Source organism: Streptomyces sp. NPDC087901 (assembly GCF_044742205.1).
Classification (GTDB): Bacteria; Actinomycetota; Actinomycetes; order Streptomycetales; family Streptomycetaceae; genus Streptomyces.
Window position 1 is genome coordinate 499,427 of record NZ_JBIUUC010000005.1, and the last position, 19,230, is coordinate 518,656.

A 19,230-nucleotide genomic window follows, 5' to 3' on the forward strand; every position below is an offset into this window, starting at 1 on the left:
CGGTGGTGGTTGTACTGGAAGCAGAGGTCCGCGACAGGCCGAAGTCCGCACCGGCCAGGACGGACGAAGCACGGCGGGCGGAAGGCGAGGAGTCCCGGTCGCCCGTTCGGTGGGCCATGCTCGGTGTGCTCCTCGTGGTCATGATCGTGCCGGTCTACCTGCTCGTGGTGAACGCCTTCAAGTCGCAGCAGGACATCCTCGACAACCCGTTCTCCATCCCGCTGGACGGGCTGACCTTCGAAAACATGTCAGCTGCGATCAGCAGCCCGCAGTTCAACGTCATCGACGGCTACGGCTTCACGCTGTTCCTCGTCGTGCTCGTGGACGTGCTGTGCATCCTGCTCGCCGGCCCCGCCGCCTACGCGATAGCGCGCAGCCTCAAACGGCGTACGCAACTGGTGCTGCTGTACTTCCTGGCCGGTACGTTCATCCCGGGCGCAGCCGTGATCATCCCGGTGATCTACGTGCTGCGCGAGATCGGCCTGGCCAACACCGTGACCGGCCTGGTCGCGCACGATGTGTCCTCGACGCTGCCGGTGAGCATCTTCCTGTTCGTCGGCTTCATCCGCACCATCCCGGTGGACATCGACCACGCGGCGACCATCGACGGCGCGGGCCGCTACCGGACGTTCTGGTCCATCATCTTCCCGCTCATGCGTCCCGCGGTGGTCACAGTGCTCATCCTCAACTCGATCGGGATCTGGAACGACTTCATCTCCCCGCAGATCCTGCTCAGCCCGTCCTCCGGGCACTACACGGTCACGACGGCGGTCTACGCCGGCATCAGCCAGTACTCGACCGATCTGACGAAGGTGTTCCCCAACCTTCTGCTCGCCGTCGCACCCGTCGTCATCTTCTTCATCTACATGCAGCGCCACATCATCAGCGGTCTCACCGTGGGCGCCGTGAAGGGATGACCGGGTTCGTCATGCCCCGTCCGGAAAGAAAGCCGAGAGTAGAGAAAGGAGCATGAAGTGCTGAGGAGTTGGAAACCACGGTCCCGCAGAGGGCCGTGGTCCGCAGCCGCCCTGCTCGCATCGCTGGCCATGGTGACGGTCGGCCATCCGGCCGCCGCCCATCCCGTCAGACCCCAGGCGGGCACGGTCTATTACGTGTCGCCCTCCGGCCGGGACGCGGCCGGCGGCAAGACCGCCGAGTCCCCCTTCCGGCACATCCAGAAGTGCGCCGATGTGATGGTGCCGGGCGACACCTGTCTGGTCCTGTCCGGCACCTACGAGGAGACCGTGGTGCCGGCTCGTTCCGGCAGCGCCGGACTGCCCATCGCCTATCGCGCCGCGCCGGGTGCGAAGGTGACGGTGAGCGGTGCGTCGAGGATCGGCGGCTTCGAGCCTGTCACCGCCGCCGATGTCACCGAGATCGCCGCCGCCGACCCGTTCGCCGCCGACTCACAGTTCAGCGCCGCGGTGGCGGACGGGCACATATACAGCACGGACGTCGACCTGGGACCTGACGTGACCACCGTGCAGGTGTTCACCGACAAGAGGATGGGCATCGAGGCCCAATGGCCCTATCCGGGCCTCGACCTGCTGGCCCCCTCGCTCCAGTACGCAGGCGAGGGCAGCGCGGACGCCACCGTCGCCGACGCGGATCTGACCCGCCCGGCGGGGTACTGGGATGGCGCGCGCGCCCTCACCGGGTACTGGTACGTCTCGGCCACCACCACGGTCAAGAGCTCCACCGCCGGCTCGGTGACGCTGGACGCGGCGCCGCCGTGCGTCCACAAGGTCGTGCCGAAGGAGACCCGGTACGCCCTGTCCGGAAAGATCGGTGAACTCGCCCACCCGGGTGAGTGGTTCTACGACCCGGTCGCGAAGCGTCTGTACATGTACGGCACCGACTACCCGGACACCCATGCCGTCGAGGCCAAGCGCCGCACCCTCGGCATCGACCTGACGAACACCTCTCACACGACGGTCGACGGCATCGGCCTGTTCGCCACCACGATCGCCACGGGCCCCTCCAGCACAGGCATCACGCTGGAGGGCATCCAGGGCCGGTACCTCTCGCACTACACGGACATCACCCGGGGCGCCACGGACTGCGGCAGCACGGTGACCCGGGGCGTCGGCGACAGCGGAATCATCCTCGACGGCACCCACAACAAGATCGTGAACAGTGATCTCTCGCTGAGCGCCGGGAACGGCATCGCGCTCCGCGGGCAGAACAACACCGCCACGGACAACGTGATCCACGACGTCGACTACATGGGCACCTACGCGGCGGGGATCGCCGTGCAGGGCAACAGCCAGACGGTCACACACAACACGATCTCCCGGGTCGGCCGCAGCGGGATCAATCTCCAGTGGAACGAGGTGCCCGGCCTCACCCCGGGCAAGGACCTGATCGCGTACAACGACATCTCCGGGTACGCCCGGATGAGCCTCGACGTCGCCGCCGTCTACACCTGCTGCAGTGCCTGGATGATGGGCACCTCCATCGACCACAACGTGCTGCACGACCCCGCGCCGGCCACGACCTCCACCACGTTCGGAATCTCGGGGATCTACGCGGACAACGGCCAGAGCGATCTCGTGATCGCGAACAACGTGGGCTGGGGCAACCGGGAGGGCACCGTGATGCTCAACGGCCTGGGGACCGGATCGCACGACAACGGCGTCTACAACAACACCGGCGGAATGACGCTGTTCTATGTGAAGGAACCGGGGCAGTCGACCGGCACCAGGATCTACAACAACCTCGGTACGATCCGGGGCCTGAGCGGTGCCACCGATGGCGGGCTCGTCCTCTCCGACAACCTCCCCCCGGAGACCGATCCGCTGTTCGTCGACGCGGCGAACCACGACTACCGGCTCACCGCCGGCTCGCCGGCACGCAATCGGGCGATCGCGCTTCCGGGGATCAACGACGGGTCCGTGGATCCGGCCCCGAGCCTGGGCGCCTACCAGTACGGGGCTCCCGAGTGGACCGCAGGCGCCCGCCGCTAGTCCGCACACGACATGGCATGGACCCGACCCGGAGATTCCGGATCGGGCCCATGCCATGTCGATCGATCAATTCGACTCAGTCGCGGTCTTCCTGGGAGTCGTCCGCTTCGTCGCGGCGGCCCTCTTGCGCGGCTGCTTCGTCCCCCGCGCGTCCGGAACGGGCCCGCGACCCGCGGCGTGGTCGGCGAACGCCTGGGCGGCCTTGCCGGGCTCCCCTTCCCTCAACAGGGCGACCAGACGGCCGTGTTCATCCGCCATCGCTCGCCTGTCACCGTCGAAGAGCGGGTCGGAGATGGCACGAAGGGTGCGCAGACTCGGCTCGATGACCTCCCACATACGGGCGAGGAACGGATTGCCCGCGAACTGGCTGACCAAGCTGTGGAACTCGATGTCGGCGTCGCGGAAGCTGCTGACGTCGTTCGTGGAGACCGCCTCGCGCATCCGCTCGACCTGCGCATCGAGCTCGGCAAGCTGCTCCTCCGTGATGTGCTCCGTGGCCAGCTGCGCGGCGAGGCTCTCCAGCGGCTCACGCACCTGTCGTGCGTACTCCGCGTCCTGCGAGGAGACCTCGACGACGAAGTGGCCACGCCGCGGCACATGCGTGAACAGGCCCTCACGGGCGAGCCTCTTGACTGCCTCGCGCACCGGGGCCTGGCTCACGCCGAGCCGCCGCGCGATCTCGGACTCGACCACGCGGTCGTTCGGCGCGAGATCGCCTTCGACAACGGCCTGGCGGAGCAGGTCGTACACCTGGTCCGAGATCAGGGTCTTGCGGAACCGGTCCTTGTTGGTGGCCAGCGTGGAGACGAATCCACCGGAAGCATTTGATGCCATGAATTCCCAATCCTGCACTGGGGCACGTCAGTTGCGACATATTACGTGCCCGTCTTCCCTCGATGGAGTCACACCGAGGTTTCCAGCTGATCGGCCAGCCACTCCAATTTGACTACCTCATGGGCGGGCCCGCCGCCTTCGTGATCGTTGAAGGGATACACCCGTATCTGCTTGTCGGACTGATCAACATTCCGCTGGGCGCCGTAATGGTTGAACGCCGCGTACACCGTGGAGGGCGGGCAGATGCGGTCCATCAGGCCGACCGAGAACAGCGTCGGCACATTCGCCCGCCGGGCCAGGGTGGCAGCGTCGAAGTAGGACATGGTGCGGGCCACCGTGGCCGCGTGCTCGCGGTGCCGCTTCACGAACCTGGTGACCTCGTCGTACGGCGGCATGTCGGTGATCGTCGTCGCGCGCGGGAAGTGGCACAGGAACGGCACGTCCGGCATGGCGGCCACGAGGTCGGGGACGAGGCCCGCGGCGGCGAGCGCGATGCCGCCCCCCTGGCTGGTGCCGGTGACCACGACGCGGGCCGGGTCGACGTCCGGGTGCGTGCGCGCCGCAGCGACGGCACGCACCGCGTCGGTGTACAGGCGCCGGTAGTAGTAGCGGAGCGGGTCGAGCACACCGCGGGTGAGGAAGCCGGGCGCCGCGATGTCGCCACTGGCCGGGTCCGGATCAGGGGTCTCGGCCCCCTGCCCGCGGGTGTCCATGACGAAGTGCGCGTAGCCCGCGTCGGCCCACAGCCGTATCTCGTGCGGCGCTCCCCGGCCGCTGCCGTAGCCCAGGAACTCCACGACGACCGGCAGTGGACCGGTGCGGGTCACCGGGAGATGGAACCAGCCGCGCACGGGGTGGCCGCCGTAGCCGGCGAAGGCCACGTCGAAGGTGTCAATCGTGGCGAGCCCGTTGGGCACCGGATCGAACGTCGCGGCGAGGCCGAACCCCTCCTGCTGTGCAAGGGTCTCCTGCCAGAAGGCGTCGAAGTCGTCCGGCTCGGGAAGAGCCGGGCGGTAGTTCTCCAGCTCGTCCAGGGGAAAGTCGAAATGTGCCATGAGCATCTCCGCGGAGTTCGGGGCCGACTCTCGGCAAGGCGGAGCCGGTCACTGATCATCGCCTATCGATCATCGAGGGAATCGAATCAGGGGCGTTCGAGCACTGTCAACCACGCGGACGGTCAACCACGTGGACGGTCACCGCCGAGGTCGTACACGCGGACCGGGGTCGTGTGCAGTACCCGCTCGCGTTGATCGCCCGTCAGGTGCGCCAGTCCGGGCCGGGACATCGCGAGCGAGTCGGCCCGTGACCCACGGGGCAGGCAGATCGGCCAGTCGGAGCCGATGAGGCAGCGGTCCGGGCCGAGCGTGTCCACCACGTGCCGCACCATGTGTGCGACGCGCCCCGGCGGAGTCCCGTACTGCTGGGTGAGCAGCCCGGAGATCTTCACGACCACGTTCGGGGTGGCCGCAGCCCGCTCGATGTCGCGGTACCACTGGTCCGCCGCCGGCAGGCGCAGGTCCGGCGGGTTGCCCAGGTGGTCGACGACAACCGTCAGCTCGGGGTGCCGAGCGGCGACACCGGCCGCCGCCGTCAACGCCCCCTGACGCAGATTGAGCTCAAGCACCAGGCCCTCCTCGGCCAGTACGGGGACGAGAGCGCGGGCCGGCTCCGGGGTGTCCGTCCACGAGGCGCCGCCGAGCCTCATCCCGTTGGGGCGTGAGGCGCCCCACTCGTGCAGGAGGAGGCGGAACGGGCCGGGCCCGTCGCCGCCGTGGACGTGCAGGTTCGCCACGTAACCGGCCACCAGGTCCGGGCGGCGCAGCCGCAGTCCGCGCAGGGCATGCGTCTCTCCCGCATCACCGCGCGACGCCTCGACCAGCACCGCTCCGGTCAGGTCCAGGCCGGCGCCCGACCGCTCCAAGTCACCCTCACCGAAGGTGTGATGGTGCTCACCGCCTGGCCTGATCCATGGGAATCCCTCAGCCGGATCCCACAGGTGAACATGACAGTCGATCACGATGCGCCTCCTCCTCGCGGCGTGCGGGGCGGCTCCCGAGTCTTGACACGTCGACTCCCCGCCGGTGAGTCTAACCATCGGCTATCGATGGGCGATTATTCAATGCTTACGTGACGAGGGAGCAGGTGTTCTCGATGCTCAGGCCTGAGCGGACCGGCACACACACAGGGGCAGCGGCCCACGGACCACTACTGACCGCCACCCGGAGCGTCACGGACCTCCCCCGATGGGCAGAACTGGAAAGGCAGTTGTTCGCCCTCCAGAACAAGGCATGGCGGCTCTTCGCCGACCGCTACACCGAGGGGGACGGCCGCCTCGTCTTCAGGGACACACTCGGCAGGGGGCTGGACGGCCGGGACGGCGTGGACGACTTCTACGAGCCGTTCTTCAACTGGCCGACGCTGTACCTGCTGGGCGGCAGCGCGGATCTGCTGACCGCCACGCGGCGGCACTGGAGCGGCGTCACCGCACAGCTCACCGAGATGGGCATGCTCCGCGACGGCCTGGAGCGGGGCTACGACTGGTTCCACCAGGGCGAGGGGCTGCTCCTCTTCTACGGTCTGTGTCTCGCCGACCCGGACGACAAGGAGCTGCGGGAACTCGCCCTCCGCTTCGCCGACTTCTACCTTCCCGGCGGCCCCAACTACGACCGCGAGCACCGGGTGGTCCGTGCCCCGCACAACGGCTCGGCGGGACCACGGTTCGGCTTCAGCGACGAGGAACCGTACTTCCCGTGGAGCCCGGCTCTGCGCCCGTACGGCCTGCCGCTGGACGGATTCGACGACGACGCCTCGTTCGGCGACCTGGAGGCGTCGCCCGAGCGTGCCCGCGCCTACGGCCGCGCGATGTGGGACCGGATGGGCCGTGGTGACACGATCGCCAACCTGGCCGCCACCGGCCTCGCGACGCAGGCCTTCCTGCTCAGCGGCGAGCAGCACTACGCGGACTGGGTCGCCGAGTACGTCGGTGTGTGGCAGGAGCGGCTCGCGGGCCGCGACGTCGTGCCCGACAACGCGGGCCTGAACGGTGTGGTGGGCGAGTATCTGGACGGCCGCTGGTACGGCGGCCACTACGGATGGTCCTGGCCGCACGGCCTGTCCCCCGTCGGCAGCGCCACCGTCGTCGGCGCGGCCAACGCGACACTCCTCACCGGCGACCGGGGCTTCCTGGACCTCGCCCGCAACCCCCTCGACGTGGTGCTCTCCCACGCCGAACAGCGCGGCATCGGCGAGATGGGGACGCTCGGCGAGCGCTGGGAGCCGCACCTGCGCGCGATGACGGCCGAGCGCACGCTCATGGTGCCCCAGCGGCACAACGACTCCGGGTGGTTCGACTACACCGTCATGCCGGGGCAACTTCCGGTCGCCCTTTGGCACTTCAGCCGCGACGAGGCCGATCGCGAGCGGATCGAGCGGCTTCGTTCGGCTTCCCGCTGGGACTGGGCCGCCGTACACACCCAGCGCATCAAGGACGAGGCCGGGCACGAGGAGCCCTGGTACGAGTTCCTGCACGGGCGGAACCCGCAGTATCCCGAACGGATGCTGCGCAGCGCCCTGGCGAGTTGCGCCGAGCGGGTCGAGGCCATCGAGAACGACACCGTGGACCCGGACACCGGCCCGGACGCGCTGGACATCCACCACTGGCAGCACCTCAACCCAGTGGTGACCGAGGCCCTGTTGCAGCTGACCACCGGCTCCCCGCAGGTTCTCTACAACGGCGGCCTCGTCCACCTGCACGTGCGCTACCACGACGCGGACGTCCGCCGCCCCGGCCTTCCGCCGGAGGTCGCCGCGCTCGTCTCCGACATCCGCCCGGACAACACCGTCGTGGAGCTGGTCAACCTGGGCGGTGCCGCACGCTCCCTGCTGGTGCAGGCGGGTTCGTTCGCCGAGCACCACGTCGCCTCGGTCCGCGTGGACGACGGCCCCGAGCAGCCGGTCGACGGACCGTACTGCCGTGTCGGCCTCCCCGGGAACTCACGGATCCGGCTGACCCTGACCATGACACTGCGCGCAGGCCGCGCGGCCTGCGCCTCACCGTGGGAGACGGCATGACCGGACGGCCGGCAGCGAAACGGCTGCCCTTCACCCTGCCCCGCCTCGGTCTGGGCACCGCTCCCCTGGGCGGTCTCTTCGAGGCCGTCGGTGACGAGGACGCCGCCGCGACCATCGAGGCGGCGGGCGCCGCCGGGATGACGTACTTCGACACCGCGCCCCGCTACGGACACGGCCTCGCCGAGCGGCGCCTGGGCCGGCTGCTCGCCCCCGCCGGTGTCACCGACCCGGTGATCTCCACCAAGACGGGCTGGCTGCTGCGCCCCCGTCCGGACGGCTCCCCCGGCGAGGTGATCACCGACTGGACGGAGCGCGGCATCCGGGAGTCCCTGGAGTCGAGCCTGACCCGCCTGGGCCGCTCCAGCATCGACATCCTGTATCTGCACGACCCGGACGACTACCCGGACGAGATCCGCCGCACCGCCTATCCGGCGGTGCGCAGACTGCGCGACGAAGGACTGGTCCGGGCCATCGGGTTCGGCATGAACCACAGCGGCCCGCTCGCCTCGTACGTGGCGGATTTCGAGGTCGACGTCGTACTCATCGCGGGCCGCCTCACCCTCCTCGACCACGAGGCGCTCACCACGCTGCTGCCGCTGTGCGCCAGGACGGGCACCGCTGTGGTCGTCGGCGGCGTCTTCAACACCGGCCTCCTGGCCGACCCGGCTCCCGGCGCCATGTTCAACTACCGGCAGGCTCCCGCGGAGGCGCTGGAGCGGGCGCGGCAGTGCCGGGCCCTGTGCGACGCGTACCGGGTGCCGATCCACGCCGTTGCGGTCCAGTTCCCCCTGCTGCATCCCGCCGTCGACTCGGTCGTCCTCGGCTGCCGTTCCGCTGCCGAGGTGACGGCGAACGCGGCGGCCGCCCGTTTCCCGGTCCCGGACGAGCTCTGGCAGCGACTCGCGAAAGCCGGGTTCGTTCCCGAGCAGTTGCTGGAGCAGCGCGTCGGGTAGTAGCCGAGAACTCCTGCGGTGCTGCGGGCCCCGCTCGCAGCACCGCAGGCCCTGCCGGCAGGCACCGCGGCGGTCATCCCCACAATCTCCGCCCCCACGGCGGCGGTTGCAGGGGCCGGACACCCCTGGCCCGGGCCTGTCCGAAGTTCACGACCGCGCCCCTGCCTCCATGAATCGTTTCACCCGATCCCGGCCCCGGCCCCTCCGCGGCCGCCTCCCTGCCCCTGCACGACCCCACCGTGTTCGTGGGGCTCAGAACTTGAACTGATCGATGTTGGCCTTGTCGAAGACGGTCGGCTTGCCGAGCAGGACGACGCTGTCCTTCCCGATCGTGAACGATCCCAGGTCGCCTGCCTTGAAGGTCTCCCCCTCGGCGCCGGTGATCTGGCCGGACTCCAGGGCGACGGCCGTGTGGGCGGCGAGGGCGCCGAGCTTGGCCGGGTCCCACAACTCGAAGCCCTCGACGGTGCCGTTCTTGACGTAGGCGCGCATGTCGTTCGGGGTTCCGAGACCGGTCAGCTTGACCTTGCCCTTGTACTTGGAGCCGGACAGGTACTGGGCGGCCGCCTTGATCCCGACGGTGGTCGGGGAGACGATGCCCTTGAGGTTGGGGTGTTCCTGGAGCAGGCCCTGGGTCTGCTGGAAGGACTTCTGGGCGTCGTCGTCGCCGTAGGCGGTCTTGACGAGCTTGATGTCCTTGTACTCGGGCTTCTTCAGCTCGTCCTTCATGAAGTCGATCCAGGTGTTCTGGTTGGTGGCCGTCTGGGCCGCCGAGAGGATCGCGATCTCGCCCTTGCCCCCGATCTGCTTGGCCAGCAGCTGGATCTGGGTGCGGCCGAGGTCCTCGGCGCCGGCCTGGGAGACGAAGACCTGGCGGCAGTCGGTCTGCGTGTCGGAGTCGTACGTGACGACGCTGACACCGTTCTTCATGGCCTGCTTCAGGGACGTGCACAGGGCACCCGGGTCCTGCGCGGAGACAGCGATGGCGTCGACCTGCTGCTGGGTGAGGGTGTTGACGTAGGAGACCTGTCCGGACGTGTCGGTGCCGCTGCTGGTGCCGACTTCCTTGTACGTGGAGCCGAGTTGCTCCAGGGCCTTCTTGCCGCCGTTGTCCGAGGTGGTGAAGTAGGGGTTGTTGACCTGCTTGGGCAGGAAGGCGACCGTGAGGCCCTTCTTGGTGGCCTTGTTCGGGTCGGCCTTGCCGGTGGCGGCAGCCGGACCGGCCTCCTTGTTCGCGGAGTCCTTGGTGGTGCCGGAGCAGGCGGTGGCGCCGAGGGCGAGGACGGCGGTGACTGCGAGAGCTGCGGTCAGCCTGGCGCTTCGGGCGGTGGGGCCGTACATGACGGTTTCCTTTCGCTGCCGCGAGCGGCAGGGGCTGGCGGGCGGATGCCCGGACGGTGACGGAATACGTGCAGGGATGTGCACGGCTCCACGGTGGTGCGGCGGGCGGAGCCTACGGGTCGGACGGTGACGGTGGGTCAGAAGGTTGAGGTCGAGGGTGAGATGACCGTGGCAGCGGTTCTTCTGCGGGCCCGCGCTCGGGAAACCTGGCGGCCGACGCGGGGGGCGAGGACGGAGATCACCAGCAGGACACCGGTGACGACGATCTGGGACTGGGCGGACACGTTGATCAGGCTCATGACGTTCTGCAGGGTCCCGAGCAGCAGTACGCCGGCGACGGCGCCGCCCAGGGTCCCCTTCCCGCCGTCGAAGTCGATTCCTCCGAGCAGCACCGCGGCGATGACGGACAGTTCGAGGCCGGTGGCGTTGTCGTAGCGGGCGCTTGCGTAGTGCAGTGCCCAGAAGACGCCGGTGAGCGCGGAGACGGCGCCGGTGGCGACGAACATGGAGAGCTTGAGCCGCTTGACGCGGATGCCCGAGAATCGCGCCGCCTCCTCACTGGCGCCGGTGGCGAACAGGGAGCGGCCGGTCGGTGTGGCGTGCAGGACCACGACGGCCACGGCGAGGAGCACGGTGAAGGGGATGGCGGCGTACGGGACGAAGGTGTCGCCGATCCGGCCGGCGCCGAAGTCGAGGTACTGGGTGGGGAAGTCGGTGACGGAGTCGGAGCCGAGGACGATCTGCGCGATGCCGCGGTAGGCCGCCATGGTGCCGATGGTCACGGCGAGCGAGGGCAGGCCGAGCCGGGTGACGAGCAATCCGTTGACGAGACCGCAGATGACACCGAGCAGCAGGCAGAGCGGGATGATCGTCTCGATCGTCATGCCGGCGTTCCACAGCGCGCCCATCACCGCTCCGGACAGGCCTGCCGTGGAGCCGACGGAGAGGTCGACCTCTCCGGAGACCACCAGCATGGTCATGGGCAGGGCGATCAGGGCGATCGGCAGGGTGTTGCCGATCAGGAAGGAGAGGTTCAGCGCGTTGCCGAAATTGTCGACGAAGGAGAACGAACAGACCAGGAGGGTCAGCAGCAGGGCGCCGACCGCGGTGTCCCAGCGGACCGCTCCCCCGAGGCGCACGAGGACCGGTGGCTGAGCGGCGGGGGACGTCGGCTTGGTGATGTCAGGCATGGCGGGCGCTCCTCATCTGTGCGGCCTTCTTGCGCAGCGTCGCGGCCACCCGCAGGGCCAGGATCCGGTCGGCGGCGATGGCGAGCAGCAGCAGGAAGCCGTTGATCGCGGTGACCCAGACGGAGCTGACGCCGATGGCCGGGAGCACGCTGTTGATGGAGGTGAGCAGGAGGGCGCCGAGGGCGGCGCCGTAGACGGTTCCGGAGCCTCCGGTGAAGGCGACGCCGCCGACGACGACGGCGCTGACCACGGTGAGTTCGTATCCGTTGCCGGTGGCGGAGTCGACGTTGCCGAAGCGGGCGAGGTAGAGGGCTCCCGCGAGGCCGGCGAGTGCGCCGCAGAGCACGTAGGCCGTCATGATCCGGGCCCGGACGGGAATGCCCGCGAGGCGGGCGGCCTCGGGGCTGGAACCGAGGGCGTAGAGGTCGCGCCCGCTGTGGTAGCTGCGCAGGTAGTAGGCGACGGCAGCCAGTACGACGATGGCGAGCAGAGCGAGATAGGGCAGCACCCAGATGCCGTCGTGGCCGAAGTCGACGAAACCGGCGGGCAGGGCGTCGGCGGTGATCTGGCGGGAGCCGACCCAGATCGAGTCGATGCCGCGGACGATGTAGAGCGTGCCCAGGGTGACGACGAGTGCGGGCACCTTGCCCAGGCTCACCAGGGCTCCGTTGAGGACACCGAAGAGCGCGCCGAGGCCGACGGCGAGCAGGACCGCGACCAGTGGATTGCCACCGTCCTGGAGATAAGTCCCGGCGGCGAAGGCGGAGATGCCGAGGACGGAGCCGACCGACAGGTCCACGTTGCGGGTGATCACCACCACCGCCTGGCCGACGGCGACCAGAACCAGAATGGTCGCGTTCAGCAGCAGGTCCTTGATGCCCTGCTCGGACAGGAACTCGGTGTTGGAGAGCTGGGTCACGCCGAGCATCACGACAAGCACGAGGGCCACGGCCAGCTCGCGGGCCTTGAACACCTTGTCGACGAGCCGTCGCGACGCGACGGACTCGGGTGCGGGCTTTGGCCGTACCGGGTCAGCAGTCATGGTCATGCTGCGGTCCTTCCTCGGTCGGCACGGCCGGTCGCCGCCGCCATCACTGTCTCCTCGGTCGCCTCGGACCTGGGGATCTCAGCGGTCAGCCTTCCTTCGTGCATCACGAGCACCCGGTCTGCCATGCCGAGAATCTCCGGGAGGTCGGAGGAGATCATCAGCACCGCGACCCCCTCGGCGGCCAGCGAGGAGAGCAGTCGGTGCACTTCGGCCTTGGTGCCGACGTCGATCCCGCGGGTCGGCTCATCCACGATCAGCACCTGCGGGGCGGTGGCCAGCCACTTGGCGAGGACGACCTTCTGCTGATTTCCGCCAGACAGCGTGCCGACGACATCGGCGAGCCTGGCGTACTTGACCTGCAGCTTGACCGCCCAGTCCACCGCACGACTGCGTTCGGCGGCACGGTTCATCAGACCGCCGCGTGTGGTTGTGGCGAAACCGGTCAGACCTATGTTCCGCTCGATGGACATGTCCATCACCAGGCCCTGGGCCCGGCGGTCCTCGGGTACGAGGGCGAGACCCGCGGCCATCGCCAAGCTCGGGGCGCCGGTTCGCAGTTTCCGGCCGAGGACCTCGACCTCGCCGCCGTCGAACCGGTCGACGCCGAACACGGCGCGGGCCACTTCACTGCGGCCGGCCCCGACGAGGCCCGCGAGGCCGACGATCTCGCCTCGCCGGACTTCGAAGGAGACGTCCGTGAACACACCCTCCCGGGTCAACCGGCGGACGCTGAGAGCCACTTCGCCGATCTCCGTGCTCTGCTTCGGATAGAGCTCGTCCAGGTCGCGGCCGACCATGCGACGTACGAGGTCGTCCTCGCTCAGGTCTTCGAGCGGCTCAGTGGAGATCCAGGCGCCGTCGCGCAAGGTCGTGACGCGCTGGCAGAGCGCGAAGATCTCCTCCAGGCGGTGGGAGATGAACAGCACTGCCGCACCCTCCGCACGAAGGGTCCTGACGACGCCGAACAGGCGGGCGACCTCGCTGCCGGTGAGGGCTGCGGTCGGCTCGTCCATGATCAGGACGCGCGCGTCGAAGGAGAGGGCCTTGGCGATCTCGACCAGCTGCTGGTCGGCGATCGACAGCCCGCGCGCCGGCTGATCGGGGTCGAGGTCGACGCCCAGGCGTTCGAACAGGTCGGCCGCGGCCTGCCGGACCGCACGGTGGTCCACCCGTCCGAGGGAGCGTCTCGGCTGCCGGCCCACGAAGATGTTCTCCGCGACGGACAGGTCCGGGAAGAGCGTCGGTTCCTGGTAGATCACAGCGACACCTGCGTCACGGGCGTCGGCCGGACCGTGGAACTCGACAGGCTCACCGTCCAGCAGAACCGTGCCCGTGTCGGGGCGGTGCACACCGGCGAGCGCCTTGATCAGGGTCGACTTGCCGGCGCCGTTCTCGCCCGCGAGGGCATGTGCCTCGCCGGCGTAAAGCCGCAGGGACACACCGCGCAACGCCCGGACGGCACCGAAGGACTTGCTCACCCCCTCCAGCGCGAGTACCGGAGTCGTCTCCGGTTCGGGGTGCGTCATGGCTGCTCTCCCGTGCTTGTGCCGAGCAGAGGGCTCGACATGAAATGTTTCAGTGGAGTTGCCGGGAAGCTAGCCCCGTCCCGACGAACACGTCAAGGGGTGTTCCGCCATGGACATCACGAAACATCGCCGGGCCGGAGAAAACGTTGTCATGCCTTACTGGAGTGCAGGGGCAAGGCCGTTGAGACAGCCCTCGCCCCAATGACGACACGATCCGGTAACACGCCCCTCGCCCGGTGGAAGCCCTTGACGACCCCGACGCCGACGGTTAACTTCACCTCACAGGATGAATCGATTCATCACACAGGCCGCTGATGCTCGGGGCGCCCGCACATCCCGCAATGGACATACCTGATGGCGCACCTGATGTCGCCACAGTGAAGGCCCCGCCCACCGGCATGCGGATCGAGGCCACTTACCGGGGCTACGAATTCCCTGGGCTACGAAAACGAACGAGCGGCCATGCGGTCGGCAGCGCGGCCGGGGAGGAACTCCCGGCCCGGAGCCGCCGCCTGTCACCGGCCGCCGCTCTGTCCATCAGCGGCCCACTCCCCCAGCAGGACTCCACACCGTGGCCGGGCGGAGGTCCGCCCGGGGACAAGGCGCGTGAGCTGACGCCGCGCACGCCGGAGCCCCGGGACACGAGGTCCCGGGGCCCAGGCATTGCCCTGATGAGGGACGCAGGGGGATCCGGCCCCCGGCCTTGCCCCTTATGTGGGCCCGCAGGGCTGTACGGGCAGAGCGGCCAGACGGCGGTGCAGATAGCCGCCGCCCCATGCCAGTTCATCCACCGGCACTACCGGGATCAGGCGGTGCCAGCGGCCGAGAATGCTGGTCAGGGCCACCGTGAGCTCCAGCCGGGCCAGCGCCGATCCGGGGCAGTAGTGCGGGCCCAGACCGAAGCTCAGGTGTCGGCTCGCGGTGTTCCGGTCCGGGTCCAGCGTCTCCGGGTCGGCATGGCAGCGCGGGTCGTGATTGGCCGCCACCACGGACAGCAGGACACCGCTGCCCGCCGGAACGACCGTCTCTCCGAACCGGATGTCCTCCAGAGCCACTCTCTTGGTGCTGAAGGGCCCCGGGGTGTCCCAGCGCAGCAGCTCGTCCACCGCGCGCGGGATCCGCCGCGGCTCGTCCCGCAGGGAACGCTGCACGTCCTGGTGGTCCAGCAGCGCCACCACGCTCATGCCGATCGCCTGCACCGTGCTGTCGAAGCCGGCCAGCAGCAGCATCGCCAGGAGTGAGGCCACTTCGTCCTCGCTCGCCCCGCCCTGCTCGCGCCATGCGGCGAGCACGCGGGAGACGACGTCGTCACCCGGAGCGGTACCACGGAGGGCCATCTTGCCGCGGACGAAGGCGTCGATACGGGCAACGCTCTCCTCGACCGTGGCAGCGGTGCAACCCGTCTTGTCCGCGAGGCACGCCACCGGCCCGTACAAAGCGGCTCGTTCCTCCTCCGGCACGTCGAAGACCTCGCACAGAGACCGGAAGGCGAGCGGGCGCGCGAAGGCGTCCATCAGCTCGACAGGCCCGTCGCCGCGGGCCGAGTCGGCCGCGTCGAGGAGTTCGGCGGCGGCTCCCTCGATCCGTTCGCGGTGGGCGGCCATGCGCGCCGGGGTCAGAGCCGGTGTCGCGAGGCGGCGGATCCGCGTGTGGTCGGGCGGGTCGTAGTTGACCAGCGTCAGGTCGAGTGCGCGTCTGCGCACGCCGGGGTCGGGAACGCGGCCGCCACTCAAAGAGAGCCGGGGATCCAGCAAGCCGGCCCGCACGTCCTCGGCCCGGGTCACGAGCCATGCCGTCCGTCCGGCCGGAGTCCTGACCCGGGCCACCGGGCAGGACTCCCGGAGCGCGGCCAGCGCCTCGGCCGGCCGGGCCAGGAACGCGGCCCCGAGCGGTTCCGGCAACGGCTCCTGACCTGCCGGAGCGGGCGCGCCGGCCGTGACGGCGGGTTCGGTGTCCATGCGAAGGCGTCCTCTCGCGGTCGCGGAGTGTGCTGCCGCCACGCTAGGAACGGCCGGTTGCCCCTCGGTTCGCGCCCGGTGCGATTGCGGTATGCCTCCGGCCCCGCCGCACCTGTTCACCCGCGCCCCGACCAGGCGGATTCACCGCGGGACAACCGGCGGCGAACCGGTCCCGAACCCCCTGCTCCTAGCTTCCTGGCGGTCGGCGCAGTGCCGCCGTCCGTCGTCCCGATCGCCCGTCGTATGGAGGACCATCATGGCCGAGAACGTCGAGCCCAACGAGACCCCCGCCGAGGACGCCCCCGAGGTGGTCGCGCACGTCGAGTCGCCTGTCGGCTGGTGCGGGATCCACCAGGAGGTGGCCGAAGAGCCCGAGGTGATCGCCCACTCCGAGGCGCCCGTCGGCTGGTGTGGTGTGCACCAGGAGGCGACCGAGACCGAGGAGCCCGAGGTGATCGCGCACTCCGAGGAGGGCGAGGACACCCCGTGGTGCGGCGTCCACCAGGAGCAGAACGCCTGATCCGGTCAACTGACCGGCCCTCCTCGGCCGCGGCGGCGCACGACGCCGCTGCGGCCGGGGGCGGCCGTCGGCCATCCCTCTTCTGCCACCGCCCCGACCCGGAGGTTGCCGTGCCCGGTACGCAGTCTGTCGCCGTCCCCACCGCCGGGGCCCGTCTGATCCGCGCCGACAGGGGGTGGTGGTTCCTGGGCGCCGGCGGATACGCGCTGATGCGGCCCGGCCAGGTGGAACCGGACGGCGCCCTGCGGCCCTCGGCCGAACGCTATCTGCGCGACGCGGGTCTCTACGACGCACGGCCCTACACCTCGTACTCGCTCACCGTCCTGACCAGCACGGACTGCAACCTCGGTTGTGGCTACTGCTTCCAGAACACCGCGCAGGATCCGAAGGGCGGCAGCCGGCCGCCGCGGATCCAGCACGCCCGCCTGACCCCCGAAGCCGTCGGACAGGTCCTGGACTTCACCCGCGAGCGCATGGACGCGGCGGGTATGGACCGGCTGGCGCTCCTGCTGTTCGGCGGCGAGCCGCTGCTCAACCCGCGGGGCTGCCGCGACCTGCTGACCCGAGCGGGGGAGCTGGGCACACTCACCGCGTCGATGACGTCCAACGGCACCCTGCTCACCCCGCTGATCGCCAAGGAGCTCAACGCGGCGGGCCTCGGTTCCGTCCAAGTGACCTTCGACGGCGACCGGGCCGACCACGACTCCATCCGGGTCAAGCGCTCCGGGGGCGGCACCTTCGACGTCATCGTCTCCAACATCGCGCGCGCCATCGAGAAGACCTCCCTGCGCTGGATGCTGCGGGTCAACGTCTCGCATCTCAACCGGAACGGCGTGGACGAACTGGTCGAACGCCTCGGCGCGCGCCTCGATCCGGCTCGCTGCGGCATCCACTTCGCACGCGTCGGCGATGTCGGCGTCGGCTATGCGAACAACCTGATGCACGAGGACGGCCTCGTCTCGGACTTCGTCCGCTGGCACGCCCGCGCGCTGGAGCTCGGCTTCACGGTGGCCCGTCCGCGCGCCCATGTCCCCTGCCAGGCCTGCTCCTTCAGCGACGGACAGTACGGCGCGGTCATCAACGCCGACGGCGTCCTCGCCAGTTGCTGGGAGACCGCGGGCAAGCCCGGGATGGAGGTCGGCACCGTCACCGACGGCTATCTGAGTGCCGAGCAGACGGAAGGCCGCTGGGTCAGCTGCCACGACCACTACCAGTACGACGAGGAGGCGGCCGTCCGCGCCACCTTCCAGGACCGGGTCGACGCCGGTGTCCTGGACTGCCTCAACGCCGTCGGACGGCTGGGATGAAGAGCGCCGGCATCCTGCGCACCAACCCCGACTTCCGCCGCTACTGGCTCAGTTCGACACTGTCCACCCTGGGATCGCAGCTGTCGCTGCTGGCCTTTCCCCTGCTCGTCCTGTCCATCGGCGGGGGCGCCGCGCAGGCCGGCACGGTGGCGACCTGCTCGATGGTGACCCGGACGCTGCTGCGCCTGCCTGCCGGTCATCTCGCCGACCGGTTCGACCGGCGGATGATCATGGTCGGGACCGATCTGGTGCGGCTGGTGGCGCTGGCCAGCATTCCGCTGGCGTCGGGAATGGGAGAGCTCGGCCAGGCACATCTGCTCTGTGTGGCGATCGTGGAGGGCACGGCCACCGCGCTCTTCTCACCCGCGGCCACGATCGCCGTGCGCGACGTGGTGCCGGAGAAGGACCTCACCGACGCGCTGAGCCGCAGTCAGACCGCCATGGCGTCGAGTTCGCTGATCGGGCCGTTCCTCGGCGGCTGGCTGTTCACCCTGGATCCGATCCTGCCGTTCGCGGTCGACGCGGCCTCCTACGGCGTGTCCGCCGTGCTGTTGCTGCGGATGGGTATCCGGCCCGCGCAGAAGGTCGCGGACAGCGAGCGCGACAACCGGCTCACGGCCGGGCTGCGTTGGCTCACGCACCAGCGGGCGCTGCTGGCCGCGCTGCTCTTCGCCGCGGGCATCAACATCGTCTCGGCGGCGGCACAGACGACCATGGTCGTCTCCCTGCGCCAGAGCGGCGCCGGGGGGACGGCGATCGGAGCGGTGATGGCCTGCGCGGGCATCGGGGGGCTCCTGGGCGCGGCCGCGGCACCGTGGCTGATCAAGAGGAACCCGGCCGGCCGGCTGTTCCTGCTCATCGGCGCCGTCTGGGCACTCGGCCTCGCCGTCTTCTCCGGGACCACGCACCCCTGGGTGATCGGTCCGGTGCTGGTCGTGGTCGTCTTCTTCAGCCCGCCGGCGGGCATCGTGGTCGGCCGCGCGATGCTGGTGCTCGCGCCCCGGGACCTTCTCGGCCGGGTCAGCACCGCGACCGGGCTGCTGATGGCCGGTCTCGCCTCCGCCGGACCGATCCTGGCAGGCTCCTTCGTGGATTCCATGGGAGGGAGCCGCACCTGGCTGATCCTGGCCGGCGCCGCCGCGGTGGTCACGGTGCTCTCGTCGGTGCCCCTGCTGCGCGAGACCAGCCTGGACGCCACCGCCACCGGCGACAGCGACAGCGACAGCGACAGCGACAGCAACAGCAACAGCGGCAGCGGCAGCGGCAGCGGCAGCGGCAGCGGCAGCGGCAGCGGCAGCGGCAGCGGCAGCGGCAGCGGCAGCGGGAAGAACGGCGGCGACCCGGACGGCGTTACGCCTTCCGAGCGGCCCGACCTCCCCTCCCCCGCCGGTGCGGGCCGCGCCGAGCGGACGACGGACGAATCGCCCACCGAGCGGGCGGCCCAGGGCGATGCCGGGCCTGCGGGGCTGGTCCGAACGCCTCCCGCACCGCACCGCGGGACCGGCGGCAGCTGACC

Annotated in this window: 15 protein-coding genes; 7 read left to right on the plus strand and 8 right to left on the minus strand. The window is 69.8% G+C overall.

The genetic code is table 11. The features are described from left to right. The first annotated feature begins 5 nt into the window (after nucleotides 1-5). Entirely contained in the window at nucleotides 6-917 is a 912-nt protein-coding gene (locus ACIOEW_RS19350; RefSeq protein WP_401964840.1) for a carbohydrate ABC transporter permease, read from the plus strand. Between the two features lie 57 nt (nucleotides 918-974). Then, on the plus strand, nucleotides 975-2,966 hold the full coding sequence (locus ACIOEW_RS19355) for a right-handed parallel beta-helix repeat-containing protein (protein WP_401964842.1): 1,992 nt from the start codon (nucleotides 975-977) through the stop codon (nucleotides 2,964-2,966). Nucleotides 2,967-3,032: 66 nt separating this feature from the next. Here the strand turns inward: ACIOEW_RS19355 and ACIOEW_RS19360 are convergent, their stop codons facing one another. From ACIOEW_RS19360 to ACIOEW_RS19370, 3 genes are all read right to left on the minus strand, one after another. Further along, complete coding sequence (locus tag ACIOEW_RS19360) at nucleotides 3,033-3,800, minus strand: GntR family transcriptional regulator (RefSeq protein WP_362550631.1); 768 nt, start codon at nucleotides 3,798-3,800, stop codon at nucleotides 3,033-3,035. A gap of 68 nt (nucleotides 3,801-3,868) precedes the next feature. After that, entirely contained in the window at nucleotides 3,869-4,855 is a 987-nt protein-coding gene (locus tag ACIOEW_RS19365) for an acetylxylan esterase (protein ID WP_401964843.1), read from the minus strand. 122 nt (nucleotides 4,856-4,977) lie between these two features. After that, complete coding sequence (locus tag ACIOEW_RS19370; RefSeq protein ID WP_401964844.1) at nucleotides 4,978-5,817, minus strand: amidohydrolase family protein; 840 nt, start codon at nucleotides 5,815-5,817, stop codon at nucleotides 4,978-4,980. Nucleotides 5,818-5,927: 110 nt separating this feature from the next. Between ACIOEW_RS19370 and ACIOEW_RS19375 the strand changes: the two genes are divergently transcribed. Together ACIOEW_RS19375 and ACIOEW_RS19380 are read left to right on the plus strand one after the other, a co-directional pair. Beyond that, the gene (locus ACIOEW_RS19375) at nucleotides 5,928-7,871 is read left to right on the plus strand and encodes a hypothetical protein (RefSeq protein ID WP_401964846.1); all 1,944 of its coding nucleotides are present in this window, start codon (nucleotides 5,928-5,930) and stop codon (nucleotides 7,869-7,871) included. Next, complete coding sequence (locus ACIOEW_RS19380; protein ID WP_401964847.1) at nucleotides 7,868-8,824, plus strand: aldo/keto reductase; 957 nt, start codon at nucleotides 7,868-7,870, stop codon at nucleotides 8,822-8,824. The genes ACIOEW_RS19375 and ACIOEW_RS19380 overlap by 4 nt, the downstream gene beginning before the upstream one ends. A 252-nt stretch (nucleotides 8,825-9,076) precedes the next feature. Here ACIOEW_RS19380 and rhaS read toward each other — a convergent pair whose 3' ends face one another. The 5 genes from rhaS to ACIOEW_RS19405 all read right to left on the minus strand — a co-directional run bounded on the left by rhaS (nucleotide 9,077) and on the right by ACIOEW_RS19405 (nucleotide 15,887). Continuing rightward, nucleotides 9,077-10,165: a rhamnose ABC transporter substrate-binding protein gene (rhaS, locus tag ACIOEW_RS19385; protein WP_362550646.1), complete on the minus strand. Its 1,089-nt coding sequence runs from the start codon at nucleotides 10,163-10,165 to the stop codon at nucleotides 9,077-9,079. 137 nt (nucleotides 10,166-10,302) lie between these two features. After that, nucleotides 10,303-11,355 (minus strand): ABC transporter permease, encoded by a 1,053-nt coding sequence (locus tag ACIOEW_RS19390; RefSeq protein WP_401964849.1) that lies wholly within the window; start codon nucleotides 11,353-11,355, stop codon nucleotides 10,303-10,305. Then, nucleotides 11,348-12,403 (minus strand): ABC transporter permease, encoded by a 1,056-nt coding sequence (locus ACIOEW_RS19395; RefSeq protein WP_362550652.1) that lies wholly within the window; start codon nucleotides 12,401-12,403, stop codon nucleotides 11,348-11,350. The genes ACIOEW_RS19390 and ACIOEW_RS19395 overlap by 8 nt, the downstream gene beginning before the upstream one ends. After that, complete coding sequence (locus tag ACIOEW_RS19400; RefSeq protein WP_401964850.1) at nucleotides 12,400-13,929, minus strand: sugar ABC transporter ATP-binding protein; 1,530 nt, start codon at nucleotides 13,927-13,929, stop codon at nucleotides 12,400-12,402. The genes ACIOEW_RS19395 and ACIOEW_RS19400 overlap by 4 nt, the downstream gene beginning before the upstream one ends. A gap of 710 nt (nucleotides 13,930-14,639) precedes the next feature. Beyond that, entirely contained in the window at nucleotides 14,640-15,887 is a 1,248-nt protein-coding gene (locus ACIOEW_RS19405; RefSeq protein ID WP_401964851.1) for a cytochrome P450, read from the minus strand. Between the two features lie 256 nt (nucleotides 15,888-16,143). On the opposite strand from ACIOEW_RS19405, the gene ACIOEW_RS19410 reads away from it, so the two are divergent. From ACIOEW_RS19410 to ACIOEW_RS19420, 3 genes are all read left to right on the plus strand, one after another. Continuing rightward, entirely contained in the window at nucleotides 16,144-16,407 is a 264-nt protein-coding gene (locus ACIOEW_RS19410; RefSeq protein WP_362550661.1) for a hypothetical protein, read from the plus strand. Nucleotides 16,408-16,517: 110 nt separating this feature from the next. Next, the gene (locus ACIOEW_RS19415; protein ID WP_362550664.1) at nucleotides 16,518-17,714 is read left to right on the plus strand and encodes a radical SAM protein; all 1,197 of its coding nucleotides are present in this window, start codon (nucleotides 16,518-16,520) and stop codon (nucleotides 17,712-17,714) included. Then, nucleotides 17,711-19,228: an MFS transporter gene (locus tag ACIOEW_RS19420; RefSeq protein WP_401964853.1), complete on the plus strand. Its 1,518-nt coding sequence runs from the start codon at nucleotides 17,711-17,713 to the stop codon at nucleotides 19,226-19,228. The genes ACIOEW_RS19415 and ACIOEW_RS19420 overlap by 4 nt, the downstream gene beginning before the upstream one ends. Nucleotides 19,229-19,230 lie beyond the last annotated feature (2 nt).

Coding starts and splice junctions, on each gene's coding strand:
- rhaS (WP_362550646.1), bottom strand. CDS start 10,165: ATGTACGGCCCCACCGCCCGAAGCGCCAGGCTGACCGCAGCTCTCGCA.
- ACIOEW_RS19405 (WP_401964851.1), bottom strand. CDS start 15,887: ATGGACACCGAACCCGCCGTCACGGCCGGCGCGCCCGCTCCGGCAGGT.
- ACIOEW_RS19400 (WP_401964850.1), bottom strand. CDS start 13,929: ATGACGCACCCCGAACCGGAGACGACTCCGGTACTCGCGCTGGAGGGG.
- ACIOEW_RS19365 (WP_401964843.1), bottom strand. CDS start 4,855: ATGGCACATTTCGACTTTCCCCTGGACGAGCTGGAGAACTACCGCCCG.
- ACIOEW_RS19395 (WP_362550652.1), bottom strand. CDS start 12,403: ATGACCATGACTGCTGACCCGGTACGGCCAAAGCCCGCACCCGAGTCC.
- ACIOEW_RS19420 (WP_401964853.1), top strand. CDS start 17,711: ATGAAGAGCGCCGGCATCCTGCGCACCAACCCCGACTTCCGCCGCTAC.
- ACIOEW_RS19380 (WP_401964847.1), top strand. CDS start 7,868: ATGACCGGACGGCCGGCAGCGAAACGGCTGCCCTTCACCCTGCCCCGC.
- ACIOEW_RS19390 (WP_401964849.1), bottom strand. CDS start 11,355: ATGCCTGACATCACCAAGCCGACGTCCCCCGCCGCTCAGCCACCGGTC.
- ACIOEW_RS19360 (WP_362550631.1), bottom strand. CDS start 3,800: ATGGCATCAAATGCTTCCGGTGGATTCGTCTCCACGCTGGCCACCAAC.
- ACIOEW_RS19410 (WP_362550661.1), top strand. CDS start 16,144: ATGGCCGAGAACGTCGAGCCCAACGAGACCCCCGCCGAGGACGCCCCC.